Consider the following 17,119-nt stretch of genomic DNA (forward strand, 5'->3'; position numbering starts at 1 on the left):
CTTGCAAAAATGGGACTGTTTTTATGTGCGCCAGTACGCATTACTCACATTTATGTAACACAGATCACATAAAGCAGGGGTGGGGCGTAGGGGGAAGGATGATGGAAAGAGGATGTCAATTAAGGAGACTGGGGCACGTTGAACCACTGAAGTCGTACCACGAGCACATCACCAAAAGGATGGCAGATATGAAGATTAAGACTGGCGCACGCGTTTTCGCATTGTCCGCCCTCGCAGCAATGATGATTTCCGCACCTGCGCTCGCCAAAATTGAAGAAGGCAAGCTGGTTATCTGGATTAACGGCGACAAGGGCTATAACGGCCTGGCCGAAGTGGGCAAAAAATTCGAGAAAGACACCGGCATTAAAGTGACCGTTGAGCATCCGGACAAGCTGGAAGAAAAATTCCCGCAGGTCGCGGCCACCGGTGACGGCCCGGACATTATCTTCTGGGCGCATGACCGCTTTGGCGGCTACGCGCAGTCTGGCCTGCTGGCTGAGATCACCCCGGACAAGGCGTTCCAGGACAAACTGTATCCGTTTACCTGGGATGCAGTGCGTTATAACGGCAAGCTGATCGCCTACCCTATCGCGGTCGAAGCGCTGTCGCTGATTTATAACAAAGACCTGGTACCAAACCCACCGAAGACCTGGGAAGAAATTCCGGCGCTGGATAAAGAACTGAAAGCGAAAGGTAAGAGCGCGCTGATGTTCAACCTGCAGGAACCGTACTTCACCTGGCCGCTGATCGCCGCTGACGGCGGTTACGCGTTCAAGTTTGAAAACGGCAAGTACGACGTGAAAGATGTCGGCGTGGACAGCGCGGGCGCGAAAGCCGGTCTGACCTTCCTGGTTGACCTCATCAAGAACAAACACATGAACGCGGATACCGATTACTCCATCGCCGAAGCGGCCTTTAACAAAGGCGAAACGGCAATGACCATTAACGGTCCGTGGGCGTGGTCAAACATCGACAAGAGCAAAGTGAACTACGGCGTTACCCTGCTGCCGACCTTCAAAGGCAAGCCGTCAAAACCGTTCGTGGGCGTGCTGAGCGCCGGTATTAACGCCGCCAGCCCGAACAAAGAGCTGGCGAAAGAGTTCCTTGAAAACTACCTGCTGACCGACGAAGGCCTGGCGGATGTGAACAAGGACAAACCGTTGGGCGCCGTGGCGCTGAAATCCTATCAGGATCAGTTAGCCAAAGACCCACGTATTGCCGCCACCATGGATAACGCCCAGAAAGGCGAAATCATGCCGAACATTCCGCAAATGTCCGCCTTCTGGTATGCGGTACGCACAGCGGTAATCAACGCCGCCAGCGGTCGCCAGACTGTTGACGCCGCGCTGAAGGACGCGCAGGGCCGTATCACCAAGTAATGTACAGGTAAGGTGTCGGATGGCGGCATCCGCGCTTTATCCGGTCTGCATAACGCTGCAGGCCGGATAAGCGCAGCGCCATCAGACACACTGACCTGCAGGATTTCAATGTTGTTGAGGAAGATCCCCATGGATGTCATTAAAAAGAAACATTGGTGGCAAAGCGACGCGCTGAAGTGGTCGGCGATCGGTCTGCTTGGCCTGCTGGTGGGTTACCTTGTAGTTTTAATGTACGCACAAGGGGAGTATCTGTTCGCCATCATGACGCTGATTTTAAGCTCTGTTGGCCTGTACATTTTCGCTAACCGTAAAGCATACGCCTGGCGCTATGTTTATCCGGGTCTCGCCGGGATGGGGCTGTTCGTCCTGTTTCCGCTGATCTGCACTATCGCCATTGCGTTTACTAACTACAGCAGCACCAACCAACTGGCGCAAGAGCGCGCGCAACAGGTTCTGCTGGACCGCTCTTATCAGGCGGGTAAAGCCTATAACTTTGGATTATACCCGGCGGGCGACGACTGGCAGTTGGCGCTGACCGACGGGGAAACCGGTAAATATTACGTTTCTGACGCCTTCACATTTGGCGGCGAGCAGAAACTCGAGTTAAAAGCAGCGGACGCCCTGCCTTCCGGCGAGCGCGCCAACCTGCGCGTCATTACCCAGAATCGCCAGGCGCTGAACCAGATCACCGCCGTGCTGCCGGATGAAAGCAAAGTCATCATGAGCTCGCTGCGCCAGTTCTCCGGCACCAGACCGCTGTACACGCTGGCCGACGACGGCACGCTCACCAATAACCAGAACGGCGTACAGTACCGTCCGAACAACAACATCGGTTTTTATCAGTCCATCAACGCCGATGGCAACTGGGGCGATGAAAAACTGAGTCCGGGCTACACGGTCACTATCGGCTGGGATAACTTCACCCGCGTCTTCACCGACGAAGGCATTCAGAAGCCGTTCTTCGCCATCTTCGTCTGGACCGTCGTGTTCTCGGTGCTGACCGTCATCCTTACCGTCGCAGTCGGTATGGTGCTGGCCTGCCTCGTGCAGTGGGAGTCGCTGAAAGGCAAAGCGATTTATCGTGTACTGCTGATTCTGCCGTATGCCGTCCCGTCGTTTATCTCGATTCTGATTTTCAAAGGGCTGTTTAACCAGAGTTTTGGTGAAATCAACATGATGCTGAGCGCGCTGTTCGGTATCAAACCGGCCTGGTTCAGCGACCCGCTAACCGCCCGCTCGATGATTATCATCGTGAATACCTGGCTGGGTTATCCGTACATGATGATCCTGTGCATGGGGCTGCTGAAGGCCATCCCGGACGATCTGTACGAAGCGTCGGCGATGGACGGCGCAGGCCCGTTCCAGAACTTCTTCAAAATTACGCTGCCGCTGCTGATTAAACCGTTGACGCCGCTAATGATCGCCAGCTTCGCCTTTAACTTTAACAACTTCGTGCTGATTCAACTGCTGACCAACGGTGGCCCGGATCGTCTCGGCACCACCACGCCAGCCGGGTATACCGACCTGCTCGTCAGCTACACCTACCGCATCGCCTTTGAAGGCGGCGGCGGGCAGGACTTTGGTCTGGCGGCGGCAATCGCCACGCTGATCTTCCTGCTGGTGGGCGCGCTGGCTATCGTTAACCTGAAAGCCACACGAATGAAATTTGACTAAGGAGGGCATCGATCATGGCTATGGTTCAACCCAAATCTCAAAAGCTGCGCCTCCTCGTGACGCACTTAGGGCTGCTGATTTTTATCGCGGCGATCATGTTCCCCCTGCTGATGGTTATCGCGATCTCACTACGTGAAGGGAACTTTGCCACCGGCAGCCTGATCCCGGAAAAAATCTCCTGGGAGCACTGGCGGCTGGCGCTGGGCTTCAGCGTCGAGCATGCTGATGGCCGGGTCACGCCGCCACCCTTCCCGGTACTGTTGTGGCTGTGGAACTCGGTGAAGATTGCCGGGATCACCGCCATCGGTATCGTGGCGCTCTCGACCACTTGCGCTTACGCCTTTGCCCGCATGCGCTTTCCGGGTAAAGCCACGCTGCTTAAAGGGATGTTGATTTTCCAGATGTTCCCGGCGGTCCTGTCGCTGGTGGCATTGTATGCCTTGTTTGACCGTCTCGGTCAGTACATTCCGTTTATCGGCCTGAACACGCACGGCGGGGTGATCTTCGCCTATCTTGGCGGTATCGCGCTGCACGTCTGGACCATTAAAGGCTATTTCGAAACTATCGACGGCTCGCTGGAAGAAGCGGCAGCGCTGGATGGCGCCACGCCGTGGCAGGCTTTCCGCCTGGTGTTGTTGCCGCTGTCGGTACCGATTCTGGCGGTGGTGTTTATCCTGTCGTTTATCGCCGCCATCACTGAAGTGCCGGTTGCTTCTCTGTTACTGCGTGATGTCAACAGCTATACCCTGGCCGTGGGGATGCAGCAATATCTCAACCCACAAAACTATCTGTGGGGCGATTTTGCCGCGGCGGCTGTGCTTTCTGCTATTCCGATCACCCTGGTGTTCCTGCTGGCCCAGCGCTGGCTGGTTAACGGCCTGACGGCAGGCGGTGTGAAAGGATAAGTTTTATGCTGTACCCGCCCGGAAACGGGCAATGCCACTGCACCCTCAACGTGTATTTATCCAACTTGTGACTGTAATTCGGCGCTCCCCGGAGCGCCTTTTTTATGTTATTTGATAATGCCGTTATGATTATTATCTTTCGTGCTCACGGTCACTGCTTTTCTATTTTCCTTTTATCATCCGGCGCAACAAACAGAATTAAGATCACAGAAAAGACATTACGTAACCGCAATGTAAAAAATGATAATTGTTTTACCTGCCTGTTAAACCCACCATCTTCGACACTGATAAAAAGAACTGTATCCGCAAGGCAGGTCTGAATGAACACCCCATATAATTCCCGATATATTTTTTCGATTACCTTAGTCGCAACATTAGGAGGGTTATTATTTGGCTACGATACTGCGGTAATATCCGGTACCGTTGAGTCATTGAATACCGTCTTTGTTGCCCCACAACATCTCAGTGAATCCGCCGCCAACTCGTTGCTCGGCTTCTGTGTCGCCAGCGCCTTGATCGGCTGCATCATTGGCGGCGCGATCGGCGGCTATTGCAGCAACCGCTTCGGTCGTCGCGATTCGCTTAAAATTGCCGCACTGTTGTTCTTTATTTCCGGTGTCGGTTCCGCCTGGCCGGAATTAGGCTTTACCACCATCAATCCGGATAATACCGTCCCCGTTTATCTGGCCGGATACGTTCCTGAATTTGTTATTTATCGTATCATTGGCGGTATTGGCGTCGGGTTAGCGTCCATGCTGTCGCCAATGTATATCGCTGAAATGGCGCCTGCGCCAATCCGCGGGAAACTGGTTTCGTTTAACCAGTTCGCGATTATTTTCGGCCAACTCCTGGTGTACTGCGTCAACTATTTTATTGCCAAATCCGGTGACGCGACCTGGCTGAATATCAACGGTTGGCGTTATATGTTCGCCTCGGAATGTATTCCTGCCCTGCTCTTTTTACTGCTGCTGTATACCGTTCCGGAAAGCCCGCGCTGGCTGATGGCGCACGGCAAACAGGAACAGGCCGAAGGCATTCTGCGCAAAATTATGGGATCCTCGCTCGCCACGCAGGCCGTACAGGAGATTCATCAGTCGCTGGAGCACGGCCGCAAAACCGGCGGACGCCTGCTGATGTTTGGTGTGGGAGTCATTGTGATTGGCGTTATGCTCTCAGTGTTCCAACAGTTTGTCGGCATCAACGTGGTCCTTTATTACGCGCCGGAAGTGTTTAAGACGCTGGGCGCCAGCACCGACGTGGCGCTGTTACAAACCATTATCGTTGGCGTGATCAACCTGAGCTTTACCGTGCTGGCCATTATGACGGTAGATAAATTTGGCCGTAAGCCGCTGCAAATCATCGGCGCGCTCGGTATGGCTATCGGGATGTTTAGCCTCGGCACCGCGTTTTACACCCAGGCGCCGGGAATCGTCGCCCTGCTGTCGATGCTGTTCTACGTCGCCGCGTTTGCCATGTCGTGGGGTCCGGTATGCTGGGTTCTGCTGGCGGAAATCTTCCCGAACGCGATTCGTGGCAAAGCGCTGGCTATCGCCGTCGCCGCTCAGTGGCTGGCAAACTATTTTGTCTCCTGGACTTTCCCAATGATGGACAAAAATTCGTGGCTGGTCGCTCATTTCCACAACGGTTTCTCCTACTGGATTTACGGTTGTATGGGCGTGCTGGCAGCGCTGTTTATGTGGAAGTTCGTGCCGGAGACCAAAGGCAAGACGCTGGAAGAACTGGAAGAACTGTGGGCACCTGCGGAGAAAAAATCCCGCGAAGCCCCCGCACAGTGATTACTCTTACCTTCAACGGCGGCCTGCGGGCCGCCTTTTGCTGTTTAGCGCAACGCTAGACACGTACAAAGTCGGTTTCGAAATTAAAGGTATGCCAGAGATGACGCGCGCAGGAGTACTCGAAAAGGCGGCCATTGTCGAGAAAGGCGGTTTGTTCCACCTGAATCAGGATAGTCGGCTCGCTTAAGTCCAGCCACTGCCGCTCCTGGTCACTGGCGTTCCGCCCGGTTACCGTCATATGCGCACTGTGAATAATCTGCCCCAGTTCACGGGTAATGTAAGCGTAAATGGAGTGCTGAATATGACGGAGGTTGAGATGAGGGAAAAGCGCCACCGGCATCCAGGTGTACTCAACAATCGATGGGATCGCGTCAATAATACGCACCCGCTGGATCTCATGGACCAGCTCGCCTTCCGGGATTTGCAATTTTTGCGCAATGTCCTGCTTCGCAGGCACAGCGGCATACTGCTGGACGCGTGTCGACAACGTTTTACCGTAGCTGGCACACCGCTGCGCGGTGCCTATGAGATGAGAATTGCTGGCGGCAGAAACCTGACGCTTTACAAAAGACCCCAGCCCGCGTTTACGTAACACCAGACCTTCTCTGACCAGCAGATCCAGCGCCTTCGCCACCGTTAATTCGCTACAGGCAAATTCAGCCGCCAGTTTCGCGCCTTCGGGAAGTTTTTTATCCGGAGCATAAATGCCCGCCACAATGCGATGTCGCACCTTGTGGTATATGTCCATATATTTCGGCATAGTTCCTCCGCAAACGGCCCCTTACGGGGCCGGTTCTTGTTATCGGGATAGTGAGGCCGCCATCCGCACCCAGGTATGTCGTCGCCCACGAATCGCAATCGACAAGGCATTGAGCGCCTGCGGATCGGCCATACCCGCCACGCCGGCGTCGCCAAAATTATGCATGTCGCTGCCGCAACGCTTACTGGCAAGGCCAATTTCGCGCACCGTAGCACAATCCGCCCCTTCCTGACTACTGCTCAGGGTGGTGACGGCAAGACCGCCGCAGTCGTGCACCGCCTGCACAATTTCCGCTACACGGATTTCCGACGCGCCGCGACAGCCCGCGGGCGCCGGAAAGATTACGCCATGCGCGCCAGCCCGGATATAGCTGGCATACTCTTCCGGCTGCCCCAGCCCTGTCGTCAAGAATTTCGCGACCAGAATCAGTTTATCTGTTTGCGCACGGAGCTGGCTAATCGCCTGGCGCAGACGTTCAGGCGTGACGCCGGGTTTGTCATAGCCGGTGAGGCAGAAGAAATCTGCATGTGCCATCGTCTGGAAATGCGCGGGCGAAAAAGCATTGGGCGTTGAGGCATCACCTTCTCCGCTGATTTCAAAACTGACGCCAGTTAAGCGCCCGGTTAATCGTTTCACCTGGGTGACAGGATCGTTGCCAAACCGGCCGTCGCCGCCGTTGAGCTCAGGTTGCAGGCAGTTAACGCCCTTCAGCAACAGCAAATCTGCGCCGAAGGCGTTAATCAGTTCCGCGTTGGTCACTTCTGCAAACAACGGCGGTGACTGTACGGCGATCTCGGCCATAATGACTCGCCCTTCGCTGACCATAATGGCTTCGCGCAACTCATCGCCCATGACGGGGAGAGAAAAGTCGCTGGCCCGACAGTTGAGGATCCGTTTCATCATGCAACCTCCCCGCCGAGGGTGACAATGGCAGGAGACGGTTGGCGAAATGCCGTTTCAAGGATTTCGAGGTTGGTCAGCGCCTCGCTTTCACTGAGGTAATTCGCCTCTCCGCGGGTCAGGGTCGCATACAGCGAATCGTAAACGCGGCCATAATCACCCGGAACCGCCGCAAACGTCTCGCGGACGGTATCCCCGTCAGCATTCACATATTCCAGCACGGCCATTTCTTGATCCGCGCCAAATGCAGCATCTCCTGGCATAATACCGGCTTTCAGGCTGGTCTCTTGTTGATCGATACCATAGCGAATAAACGACCCCCGGGTGCCATGAACGATAAACCGCGGCCCGGCTATTTTGACCAGATGACTGGTTTTGACAATCGCGGTGATGGTGCCGTAATAGAGATGTACTTCAAAGGTATCGTCAGGATTATGCGGATTTCTCAGCTTGCGGAGATGGTATCCAACCTGCTGCGGACGACCCAATAGCGAGAGGATTTGATCAACGGTGTGCACGCCCAGGCCATAAAACGCGCCGGTGAAATCGCTGCCCGGACAGGTTTCTGCATCGGGGCGAAAATAGTCGAAGTGGCTTTCGATGTCGACAATATCGCCCAGTTTGCCGCTCTCAATAGCCTGTTTCATGGTCAGAAAGCAGCTATCGAACCGTCTGTTCTGAAAGGGCGTGACGGTAAGTCCTTTTTCGCGCGCCAGCGCAAACAGCGTTCTGGCTTCCTCCAGCGTGGTGGTAAACGGTTTCTCCACCAGCACGTTTTTACCTTTTTCAAGGCATAATTTTGCGTATTGGTAATGGCTGTCAGGGTGGGTACAGATCACCACCAGTTGGATTTCGCTGTCGTTCAGAATATCGTCAGGATTCGACGTGAAAGTAATGTGCTGATAGCGTTCGCTGGCTTCAATTTCCGGCTTACGCTGAATATCATAAATACGCTTAACGTTGAATTTATCTTTGCGATACAGAACATACGGCAAATGATAACGGGTGGCGCTTTTACCAAAACCGATATAAGCACAATTAATCATGATTATTCCTTAATAAAAAAAGATAAGGCCGCGTGAACCGCAGCGGGTCCGTCGAGTTTGCTAAAATGCTGAGGATCTATCGGGACAACAGGGCAGTGATGATTAATCTCCTGCGCGATCGTTTCCTGAAGATAAGCGAGCTGCGGCCCGAGCAAAATCAGCTGCGCCTTTTCATACTCTTGCGCCAGTTTTCCGGCGTTAACCGCATAAACAGTCAGCGTGCAACTCTGGCTCTCGGTATATTTACGCATTTTCGATGCCATCAATGAGGTGGACATGCCTTCATTGCAGGCCAGAATAATGGTTTTACCGTCCAGCAGATGAATACCTTCTGCGTCATCGCCATGGGTCTCAGCGTTTTGCTCCGCAACGATTTCGTCGATGACCTTTTCATTGCGGTTCTTGATCATTGCGCTTTCGTAGGCTTTCAAAAATGGCATATAGATAATCACCCCCAGCGCCAGCAAAACCGCCTGCAAAATCACATTACGGTAATCACCGCCGGAACCCAGCCATCCGGAAATAAATGGCGGAACAGACCACGGGACATACGCGACTATTTTCGACACCCATCCCCAGGACGTCGAAAAATAAGCGATAATAAAATTAATTTGTGGGTAAACGATGAATGGAATCATCATTAACGGATTATAAAGCACCGGAAAACCAAATATTACCGGTTCGTTGATATTGAAGAGGCCCGGCGCAATGACCGTTCGGGAAAATTTACGATGGCTGGATAATTTACTACGAATAAATACGGCCAGCAGCAGCGCCAGCGTGCTCCCTGTCCCGCCCATATGACCGTAAAGATCGCGAAACGGTAGCACGATGATATGCGGCGGAACTTGCCCGCTGGCAAAAGCCGCCATATTTTCCTGCATCGCCACCAGTAACGGCGGCTCCAGGACAGGATTGATAATACCGCCGGGATGAATCCCTAATGCAAACAGGATATTGGTAAGCGTCGTCAGCACCAGAAAGCCAGGAAGATTGGTGGTTAAATGCACTAATGGCGCCTGTATAAGCCGCTGTATCAGGGCCTGAACCTCTGTGTGCGCCAGCGTGCTTACCGCAAACGCCGCCAGCGCGAAACTGGCTATCGTCAGCATTATCGAAAACATGGCCTGAAAGGATTGCACCACCATTGGCGGGACGTCGTCACCAAGGCGAATTTGTAGCGCCTGACATTTTGACACCCACAAGAAGAGATTGGTTGAGAGTATCGCCGTGAGTATCGCCAGAAAGACGCCCCCGGCATTGGTACAAGCGTAAGGCACAATACCCAACAGTGTAATCTCCTGACCATCTGCCAGGGTTTGCGTTGTTTCGAGCGGCATTAATACATAGAATACCGCCAGCGCGACCATCGCGGGTATAACCGGCGTCGGGTGTTTTTTCTTACTGGCGACGTGATACGCCACTAATATTACCAGCATCAGCGATAATATATTCATCGTGCCATTAAGAATTCGCTCACCAATATTACGCAGACGTAATAAGGCTTCGGCAGATAAAAAGTTGCTCAATAGGCCATTGGTATCAAGAATGACATAATTAAGCATAATAAATAAACCCGCCAGCACGAGGAAGGGAACCGCAATAATAAAACTATCGCGTAAGCTCCGTAAATGAACCTCAGCGGCCATCTTCTGCGAGGCGTCAGTAATCCGCCCCAGTATTGAGGATTGAAACATACCGTATCCCTGTCGAAAAGAGGATTAACGCGGAGCGGGGAAATTCAGCGCGATCATTTCCTGAATAAGTTCCCGGGCGAGCATGGCCGTCATTAAATGGTCCTGTGCATGGACCATAATTAAATGAACCGGTACTTTCCCTTCTCCTTCATCATATTCAATTAGTCGGGTTTGTAAGGCGTGGGCTTCTTTCGCGGCTTGTTCAGACGCGGCCATTTGCTTCGCGGATTCAGAAAAATTGCCTTTTCGGGCCTCCTGTAACGCCTTAAATGCGCAGCTTTTACACTGCCCGGCATTAACAATCAGGCCCATCACGGTCTCTTCATAGCCTGTTTCGCTAAACATATGCACTCTCCATGAAATGTGAATGACGACATCCACCTCTGGTGAGATCCCTCACCGCCCTCAGGTTTCATGGAAAAGCATTTAAAACTATATACTTTTAAATTAAATCTATATAGATCACATTTTAAACACTGCCTGAAGCGTCACTCCCGCTTAAGCCGTTTCGAATTACATAACCATAGCGTGATCACCAACAACAGGATCGCCGCCGAGTAGATCAGCACATCCAGTGGAGAGGTATGATCGACGATGATCAGCCGCACTATCGCAGTGATCCCGATATACACAAAATAACGTAGCGGAAAGTGAAAGCCGGACTGAAAGTACTTAACAATCAGAGCGATAAATTCGAAATAGAGAAAATAGACCACCAGCCCTTCCACCAGCTCATATTTGCTGGTTTGCTCAGGCGCAAACAAGACATCCGCGAGATGCAGCGTCTCTTTTCCGAGGAAGACAACGAGGATCAGCCCCAGACTCAGCAGGCCCAGGTTCAGAACAGTCTGAAGCACGGTGGAGATAAACTCCGCGCGTGGACGAGATAATGACGTCATAACGGCACCTCTTTCTCAGTGGCGAGGTTCCTGTATAACGCAAAAATGTGACGGTGATCTATATTTTTTGTTTATGTTTGTTTATTCATCCGATGGCGCTGCGGTTAGCGGAGCGACAAAAACGTTAGCCGGGCAAGCGCTGTGCCGCCCGGCTAACAGCATTAACGGAAATTCACGCTCCGGTCGCTGGTCATGTTGTACAGCTGGAATTTACGTCCCAACTGCTGACCACCGTCACGCGTCAGCGGCGTCCAGCCAACCGCCGCCCGGCTGCGGGTCGGGCCGGCGGAGAAGAGATCCAGCGGAATCGAGACATATACCCCTTTGGTGAAGTCCCCTTCGCCGTATTCGTCCGGCGACACGTTTGTGATGGTGGCGTAACCGCCCACCACCACGCCGCTGTCGAAGCGTTTGGAAATATCCAGCGTGCCGCCCTTATCGCCCGCCAGATACTGACCGACACTCGCTTTCACCAGCACATCCTGCGCAAACGACGGCGTCCAGTAGGCGGTCAAATGCCCGGTTTTAACGCTGTAGTCGGTGAATTTCATCATCTCTTTCGCGCTGCGCCAGTCACGCTGTTTCACGTAATTCGCGTCGAGACCAAAGGCCCAGTTGCTGTCTACCGGACGGTAAAGAACCTCTGCCCCCGCGCCGCCGTACATGGTTTCCAGATAACCCCCGTAGACCTGTCCGTAGAAGCCGTTGCCGAAATACTGGAAGTAATTGGCCTGTAAGTTATTGACGTAAGCGTCGTTCTGCACATATTCACGCACCCGGGTACGCACACGCGGCAGCTTCGAGTCATTTGGCGGATTAGTGTAGTTAAACTTGTCATAGTTGTTGGCAAGGTTGCCAAACAGGCTACCGGTGGTCAACAGATGGTCGGTGACCCACAGATCGGCCGTCGCCATGACGCCCAACTGGTACATGTAGAAGTTTTCCGGCCCGCCCACGGACTGGTTCAGCACCGGATCGATGTGGAAAGCAAAGCGCGACTTGTCGATATACCAGCCCTGCTCGGTACTTTCGGGAACCACAGGCTCAAGGCGTTTTTGCGCCAGCGGCGTTTCGTGTCCCAGCGGTTCCCCTTCAAGATGACGTTTCAGGCTGGAGACGTCCGTCTCGGTGGTCACCTGCGGCAGGTTAAGCCGGTTTTCGGTTACGCGGATCGTGCGGATCCCCTCTGGCAGATCGTTCATCACGATCCGGTTCGCACGTTCGATCCCTTCACGCGAGTCGCGGTATTTCACCTGCTCGCCGGTGACATACAAGGTATCACCCTTCACCTGAATCTTTGGATCCGCCAGTCCGGCATTGTATTTCAGCAGCGTAAGCTGGTTCGCTACCACCGAGTGTTGCAGGATCGCGTCCTGGGGCTGCGGTTGGTATTTCGGTCGGGCGTTATCGCTGTAAGAGGGGCGCAAATCGTTGAAGTTTGTACGCAGCGTGACGCCAAACATAAAGGTGTTGCCGCGCTCATAGCTGAGGTTAACGTCGGCCCAATCGGTGACGCGATAAATGGCGCCGACGTTAAACTTGCTTTTCTGTTCCAGCTTGCCCGCGAAGTCCTGCTGGTAATTATTCCCTTCATATTCCAGCTTCAGACGTAGCGGCTGCCAGGGTGTCTGGTATTCAACGCCGCCAAACAGCGAAGCCGGGCCGTGGAACATCTGGCTACCGTCAATGGATCCCGCCTGCTTATAACTATTATCGCGGTAACAATATTTGTCGCTGTAGGAACACAGCGGGTTTGTGACGTTGCCGCTGGTCCCCAGATAACCCCAGCCGAGCCCAAGTGAAAAATCAAACGGACCCCAGGCCTTGCTCGCCACGATGTATTCGGCGTCAAACAGGCCGGTCCCCCCGATATCCCGCGCCCCCACCGCCACCTGCGGCATCCAGTAGCTTTCTTCCCAAAGTCGCAGCTTCAGATCGAAGGCTTTATCTTTATAGGTTTGATCGCCGGAGAAAGACTCTACGCTACTGTATTGGCGGGTTCGCACGTCGGTATAACGCAGTGTGGTTTCCAGCCAGGGGAAAAGCTGTACGGAAGCCGAGTAGTAACGGTACTGATCGTTATCACGATAGTTGAGACTCAGCTCACCCTCACGCGCCATGCGCGCGGTCGGGGTTTGTAATAATCCTACGCCGCCAAAGTCAGACTGAGAGGGGCCAATGGGCGCCGGGTACGTTTCGGCGTGGCAGGCCGCGCTGATGCCCAGCGCCAGTAAGCTGAGCAGATGTGTTTTTTTCATTATTCGGGTATCCGCTGCGTCAGGGTATGGAGAATGTCGGCGTTCAGCGCGTCCGGTTCGCTGCTCCAGACAGAATCGTCAAGCCCTACAAAAATGATACTGCCCGGCATCGGTTCAACGTGACGTTTATTCCAGTAAGCGACCGGCACTTTCTGACTGCGTCCATCAGGATAAACAACCCACGCGTAGCTGCGATCCGCGCCACTGAGCAAGTTTTGTCCGTCAAGATAATGGGTGACATCGCGTCCGGGCATAAACGGTTGTTTTCCGGGACGGCTCAGCAGGCCGAACAGAGTGACCTCCGTGGGCTGCGCGCCTACCCACAGCGTGTAGTTTCCCTGGAGCGGCGGATTACCGCGTTCGCTAACGCGCACCACGTCCGGGTCGAGCGTGATATGTTGCCTGCCGGTGATCTTCAGCGCCTGAATTTGCTGGCGCAGGGTGTTGATAGCGGCGGCATCGTCACCGCTCTCTTCCGCGCTCAGCGCCGCCAGTCGCGCGACCAGCGCCTGCTGTTGACGCAGTGCCGTGGCGGTAGCCTGTTCTTCGCTAATGACCGCCCCCGGCCACCAGCTATTCGCCAGCCTCGGCTGGCCGACCAGATCGATCAGGTGTTCCGCGCCGGTCAGCGTTTTGGCTTCCTCGCCCCCTGCCATAAAGACCTTGACGGTGCCCGCGGCAATAACCGATGACGCGCTCAGGCTTAAGAGCAGCGCGGTAAGCGTTCGTCTCATCATGATTTTGCCGCCTTGATCAGCGTGGTTTTCACCGGGAAGAAGTCCGCCCCCAAATACTGCTCTGACTGGCGAATCTGCCCTTCGCTGTCTACCCAGTAGCGGTTATGCCAGCGTGCCTGGTCGGTGGTCACCGCCTCGTCCAGCACACGTACCGGCGTTTCATCACTGCCTACCTTCACTGTATCGCTGCCGTCCCACGTAAAGACCGAGCGCGCGGTGGCGTAGCGAACCTGCCTGAATTCGGTCCAGCCCATCGTGCGGATCCAGGTGGCGCCGTCGACGATCTGGTTGGGCTTTCTTAGCGGGTCTTCAGCGAGGTTATTGACCTCTATAAGGTTGTCGCCGCCGAGAAGCGTTTTTACCAACCGACCATGCTGGGTCACGAGAGTCGCCTGATCCTGGGTCACCCATTTCTGCTGCCCGTTCTCCGCGAAGGCGAGCACCACGAACAGCTGCGGTCCGCCGTTAAGCTGCATATACTGACTGGCATAGGGCATATTCTGGATATCGTCGTCCGTCAGTTGGACGCCAGGCGTACCGAACATGCTGTCCCACAGTGAGTTGCCCAGTTCTTTGGTGGTGGCTGAGCATGCCTGTAACAGCAGGCAAATAAAGATGATTCCAGGTCGCTTCACGACTCTTCTCCGCATGGTTGCCAGGGGTGCGTAACCCTGGCCTTCAGGCCCACAGGCTTTCGGAAATCTAAAATAACCACACCGAAGTGTGGTTATGGTTAAACGTACCGGTGTTACTGGGTACTGGTGGTCGTGGTGGTGGTGGTCCCGGTATTGGAACCGTCACCGCCGCCGGTTGCCGCCAGAGCGACACCCACCGCTGAGCTTACGGTGCTGGCGCTGGTCGCGGAGGAACTGCCCGCTGACACCGACGTCGCCGCCGAACCTGCCGCTTCACCCACCTGAACGGGGGCTGCGTAGACAGAGCTCGCCGCAAGCGCAGATATGGCAAAAATGCCATACAGAACTTTTTTCATAACAATTTCCCTTCATTGAATGAATGGAGATTTACCCAAAAGCGTTTCGGGCGGGATCGAGTATACACAACTAAAGCATGCGGATTGCGGCGGGTCTAAATAGCGAAGTCGTTTTAGGATAATTGGACTTTTGGTGAGCAATTCATTTTAATGTAAATATCATTACGCTTTATAATCAATGCGTTGAAATTTCATGCGTATGCCTTTACCCTCCGTATTTTCCTAAAATAACTCAGGGTGATTTTAGGGGTATTCATTATTTTAGGATTAAGCTCAATATCATTATTTGCGCATCAGCACGGACAAACAGAATTATCTTATAAAAAAGCCGATATGAATATCGGCTTAAAATGAGTTCGATAAATTCATTGGAATGACAGCATGAACGCAGCCGCTACGGCTGCGTTTCAAAGCCGATTAGCGCCAGGCTTTATAGCGGTTGATTAACCCGTTGGTTGAACTGTCATGGCTGCTGATCTCTTTATCATCATTCAGCTCCGGCAGAATACGGTTAGCCAGCTGTTTGCCCAGCTCTACGCCCCACTGGTCAAAAGTGAAGATGTTAAGAATCACGCCCTGAGTGAAGATTTTATGCTCATACAGCGCGATCAGCGCGCCCAGGCTAAACGGCGTGATTTCGCGCAGCAGGATAGAGTTGGTCGGGCGGTTGCCTTCGAACACTTTGAACGGCACAACGTGCTCAAGCGTCGCCGGATCTTTACCCTGGTCGCGGTATTCCTGCTCAACCACCTCGCGGGATTTACCAAACGCCAGCGCTTCGGTCTGGGCGAAGAAGTTAGACAGCAGCTTCGGATGGTGGTCGGACAGCGGGTTGTGCGTAATCGCCGGGGCGATAAAATCGCAAGGCACCATCTTAGTCCCCTGGTGAATCAACTGGTAGAACGCGTGCTGGCCGTTAGTGCCCGGCTCGCCCCAGATGATGGGACCCGTCTGGTAATCCACCGGATTGCCGTTACGGTCAACGTATTTGCCGTTGGATTCCATGTTGCCCTGTTGGAAGTAGGCCGCAAAGCGGTGCATATACTGGTCGTACGGCAGAATCGCTTCGGTTTCTGCGCCAAAGAAGTTGTTGTACCAGATACCGATCAGCGCCAGCAGCACCGGCAGATTTTTCTCTGGCGCGGTGGTGGAGAAGTGCTTGTCCATTGCATGCGCGCCGGAGAGCAACTCAACAAAATTGTCGTAGCCCACAGAGAGGATAATCGACAGACCAATCGCTGACCACAGAGAGTAACGGCCGCCCACCCAGTCCCAGAATTCAAACATGTTGGCGGTATCAATACCGAACTCGCCGACCGCTTTCGCGTTGGTAGACAGCGCCGCGAAGTGCTTCGCCACGTGCTTTTCGTCACCGGCGGTATTCAGGAACCAGTCGCGCGCGCTGTGGGCGTTGGTCATGGTCTCCTGAGTGGTGAAGGTTTTGGAGGCGACCAGGAACAGAGTGGTTTCCGGATTCACTGTCTTCAGCACTTCAGCGATGTGGGTACCATCGACGTTGGAAACAAAGTGCATGTTCAGGTGATTTTTGTACGGACGCAACGCTTCGGTAACCATGAACGGACCAAGGTCGGAGCCGCCAATACCAATATTCACCACGTCGGTAATCGCTTTGCCGGTGTAACCCTTCCAGCGACCGGAAATGATCGCTTCAGAGAAGGTTTTCATCTTCTCGAGTACCGCGTTGACTTCCGGCATCACATCTTTGCCGTCAACGATAATGGGGGTATTGCTACGGTTACGCAGCGCCACGTGCAACACGGCGCGGTCTTCAGTACGGTTGATTTTCTCGCCGGAGAACATGGACTTGATGGCGCCCGCCAGATCGGTCTCTTTCGCCAGATCCTGCAGTTTGCTCAGCGTTTCTTCCGTGATGCGGTTTTTGGAGAAATCCACCAGCATCAGATCGTCAAACGTTGCGGAGAATTTGCTGAAGCGATCGCTATCCTTCGCGAACAGATCCGCGATGGTAACGTCCTTCATCTCGTTAAAGTGTTTCTGGAGTGCCTGCCAGGCAGAAGTCTGCGTCGGGTTGATGTTTTTCATGAGCAATACTCTT

The 17,119-nt window shown here is 53.8% G+C and carries 15 protein-coding genes; 4 read left to right on the top strand and 11 right to left on the bottom strand.

What is annotated here, in order from left to right:
• The first annotated feature begins 188 nt into the window (after window positions 1-188).
• From malE to xylE, 4 genes are all read left to right on the top strand, one after another.
• Window positions 189-1,379, top strand: a complete 1,191-nt coding sequence (gene malE / locus HVX72_RS20490) for a maltose/maltodextrin ABC transporter substrate-binding protein MalE (RefSeq protein ID WP_042291245.1) — start codon at window positions 189-191, stop codon at window positions 1,377-1,379.
• Window positions 1,380-1,508: 129 nt separating this feature from the next.
• Complete coding sequence (gene malF / locus HVX72_RS20495; protein WP_042291248.1) at window positions 1,509-3,053, top strand: maltose ABC transporter permease MalF; 1,545 nt, start codon at window positions 1,509-1,511, stop codon at window positions 3,051-3,053.
• A 14-nt stretch (window positions 3,054-3,067) separates the two neighbouring features.
• Window positions 3,068-3,958 carry a maltose ABC transporter permease MalG gene (gene malG, locus HVX72_RS20500; protein WP_042291250.1) on the top strand — a complete coding sequence of 297 codons (891 nt, stop codon included), beginning with the start codon at window positions 3,068-3,070 and terminating at the stop codon, window positions 3,956-3,958.
• Window positions 3,959-4,278: 320 nt separating this feature from the next.
• On the top strand, window positions 4,279-5,754 hold the full coding sequence (gene xylE, locus HVX72_RS20505) for a D-xylose transporter XylE (RefSeq protein ID WP_042291255.1): 1,476 nt from the start codon (window positions 4,279-4,281) through the stop codon (window positions 5,752-5,754).
• 55 nt (window positions 5,755-5,809) lie between these two features.
• Here xylE and HVX72_RS20510 read toward each other — a convergent pair whose 3' ends face one another.
• From HVX72_RS20510 to pgi, 11 genes are all read right to left on the bottom strand, one after another.
• Entirely contained in the window at window positions 5,810-6,514 is a 705-nt protein-coding gene (locus HVX72_RS20510; protein WP_042291256.1) for a GntR family transcriptional regulator, read from the bottom strand.
• A 39-nt stretch (window positions 6,515-6,553) separates the two neighbouring features.
• Window positions 6,554-7,417: a hypothetical protein gene (locus HVX72_RS20515; RefSeq protein ID WP_181822189.1), complete on the bottom strand. Its 864-nt coding sequence runs from the start codon at window positions 7,415-7,417 to the stop codon at window positions 6,554-6,556.
• Window positions 7,414-8,463: an oxidoreductase gene (locus HVX72_RS20520; protein ID WP_181823306.1), complete on the bottom strand. Its 1,050-nt coding sequence runs from the start codon at window positions 8,461-8,463 to the stop codon at window positions 7,414-7,416. The genes HVX72_RS20515 and HVX72_RS20520 overlap by 4 nt, the downstream gene beginning before the upstream one ends.
• Window positions 8,463-10,157 (bottom strand): PTS transporter subunit EIIC, encoded by a 1,695-nt coding sequence (locus tag HVX72_RS20525; protein ID WP_181822190.1) that lies wholly within the window; start codon window positions 10,155-10,157, stop codon window positions 8,463-8,465. Before HVX72_RS20525 ends, HVX72_RS20520 begins: the two co-directional genes overlap by 1 nt.
• 24 nt (window positions 10,158-10,181) lie before the next feature.
• Window positions 10,182-10,502, bottom strand: coding sequence for a PTS lactose/cellobiose transporter subunit IIA (locus tag HVX72_RS20530; protein ID WP_060570427.1), 321 nt, complete (start codon window positions 10,500-10,502; stop codon window positions 10,182-10,184).
• A 143-nt stretch (window positions 10,503-10,645) separates the two neighbouring features.
• The gene (psiE, locus tag HVX72_RS20535) at window positions 10,646-11,056 is read right to left on the bottom strand and encodes a phosphate-starvation-inducible protein PsiE (RefSeq protein WP_042291264.1); all 411 of its coding nucleotides are present in this window, start codon (window positions 11,054-11,056) and stop codon (window positions 10,646-10,648) included.
• A gap of 161 nt (window positions 11,057-11,217) precedes the next feature.
• A complete protein-coding gene (locus HVX72_RS20540) occupies window positions 11,218-13,314 on the bottom strand; it encodes a YjbH domain-containing protein (RefSeq protein WP_042291266.1) in 2,097 nt (698 codons plus the stop codon).
• Window positions 13,314-14,051 carry a capsule biosynthesis GfcC family protein gene (locus HVX72_RS20545; RefSeq protein WP_042291268.1) on the bottom strand — a complete coding sequence of 246 codons (738 nt, stop codon included), beginning with the start codon at window positions 14,049-14,051 and terminating at the stop codon, window positions 13,314-13,316. Before HVX72_RS20545 ends, HVX72_RS20540 begins: the two co-directional genes overlap by 1 nt.
• Window positions 14,048-14,686, bottom strand: coding sequence for a YjbF family lipoprotein (locus HVX72_RS20550; protein ID WP_042291275.1), 639 nt, complete (start codon window positions 14,684-14,686; stop codon window positions 14,048-14,050). The genes HVX72_RS20545 and HVX72_RS20550 overlap by 4 nt, the downstream gene beginning before the upstream one ends.
• Before the next feature lie 113 nt (window positions 14,687-14,799).
• Entirely contained in the window at window positions 14,800-15,042 is a 243-nt protein-coding gene (yjbE, locus tag HVX72_RS20555; protein WP_042291277.1) for an exopolysaccharide production protein YjbE, read from the bottom strand.
• Window positions 15,043-15,459: 417 nt separating this feature from the next.
• Window positions 15,460-17,106, bottom strand: coding sequence for a glucose-6-phosphate isomerase (pgi, locus tag HVX72_RS20560; protein ID WP_181822191.1), 1,647 nt, complete (start codon window positions 17,104-17,106; stop codon window positions 15,460-15,462).
• Window positions 17,107-17,119 lie beyond the last annotated feature (13 nt).

It is taken from the genome of Citrobacter sp. RHB21-C05 (genome assembly GCF_013889015.1).
GTDB lineage: Bacteria > Pseudomonadota > Gammaproteobacteria > Enterobacterales > Enterobacteriaceae > Citrobacter_A > Citrobacter_A sedlakii.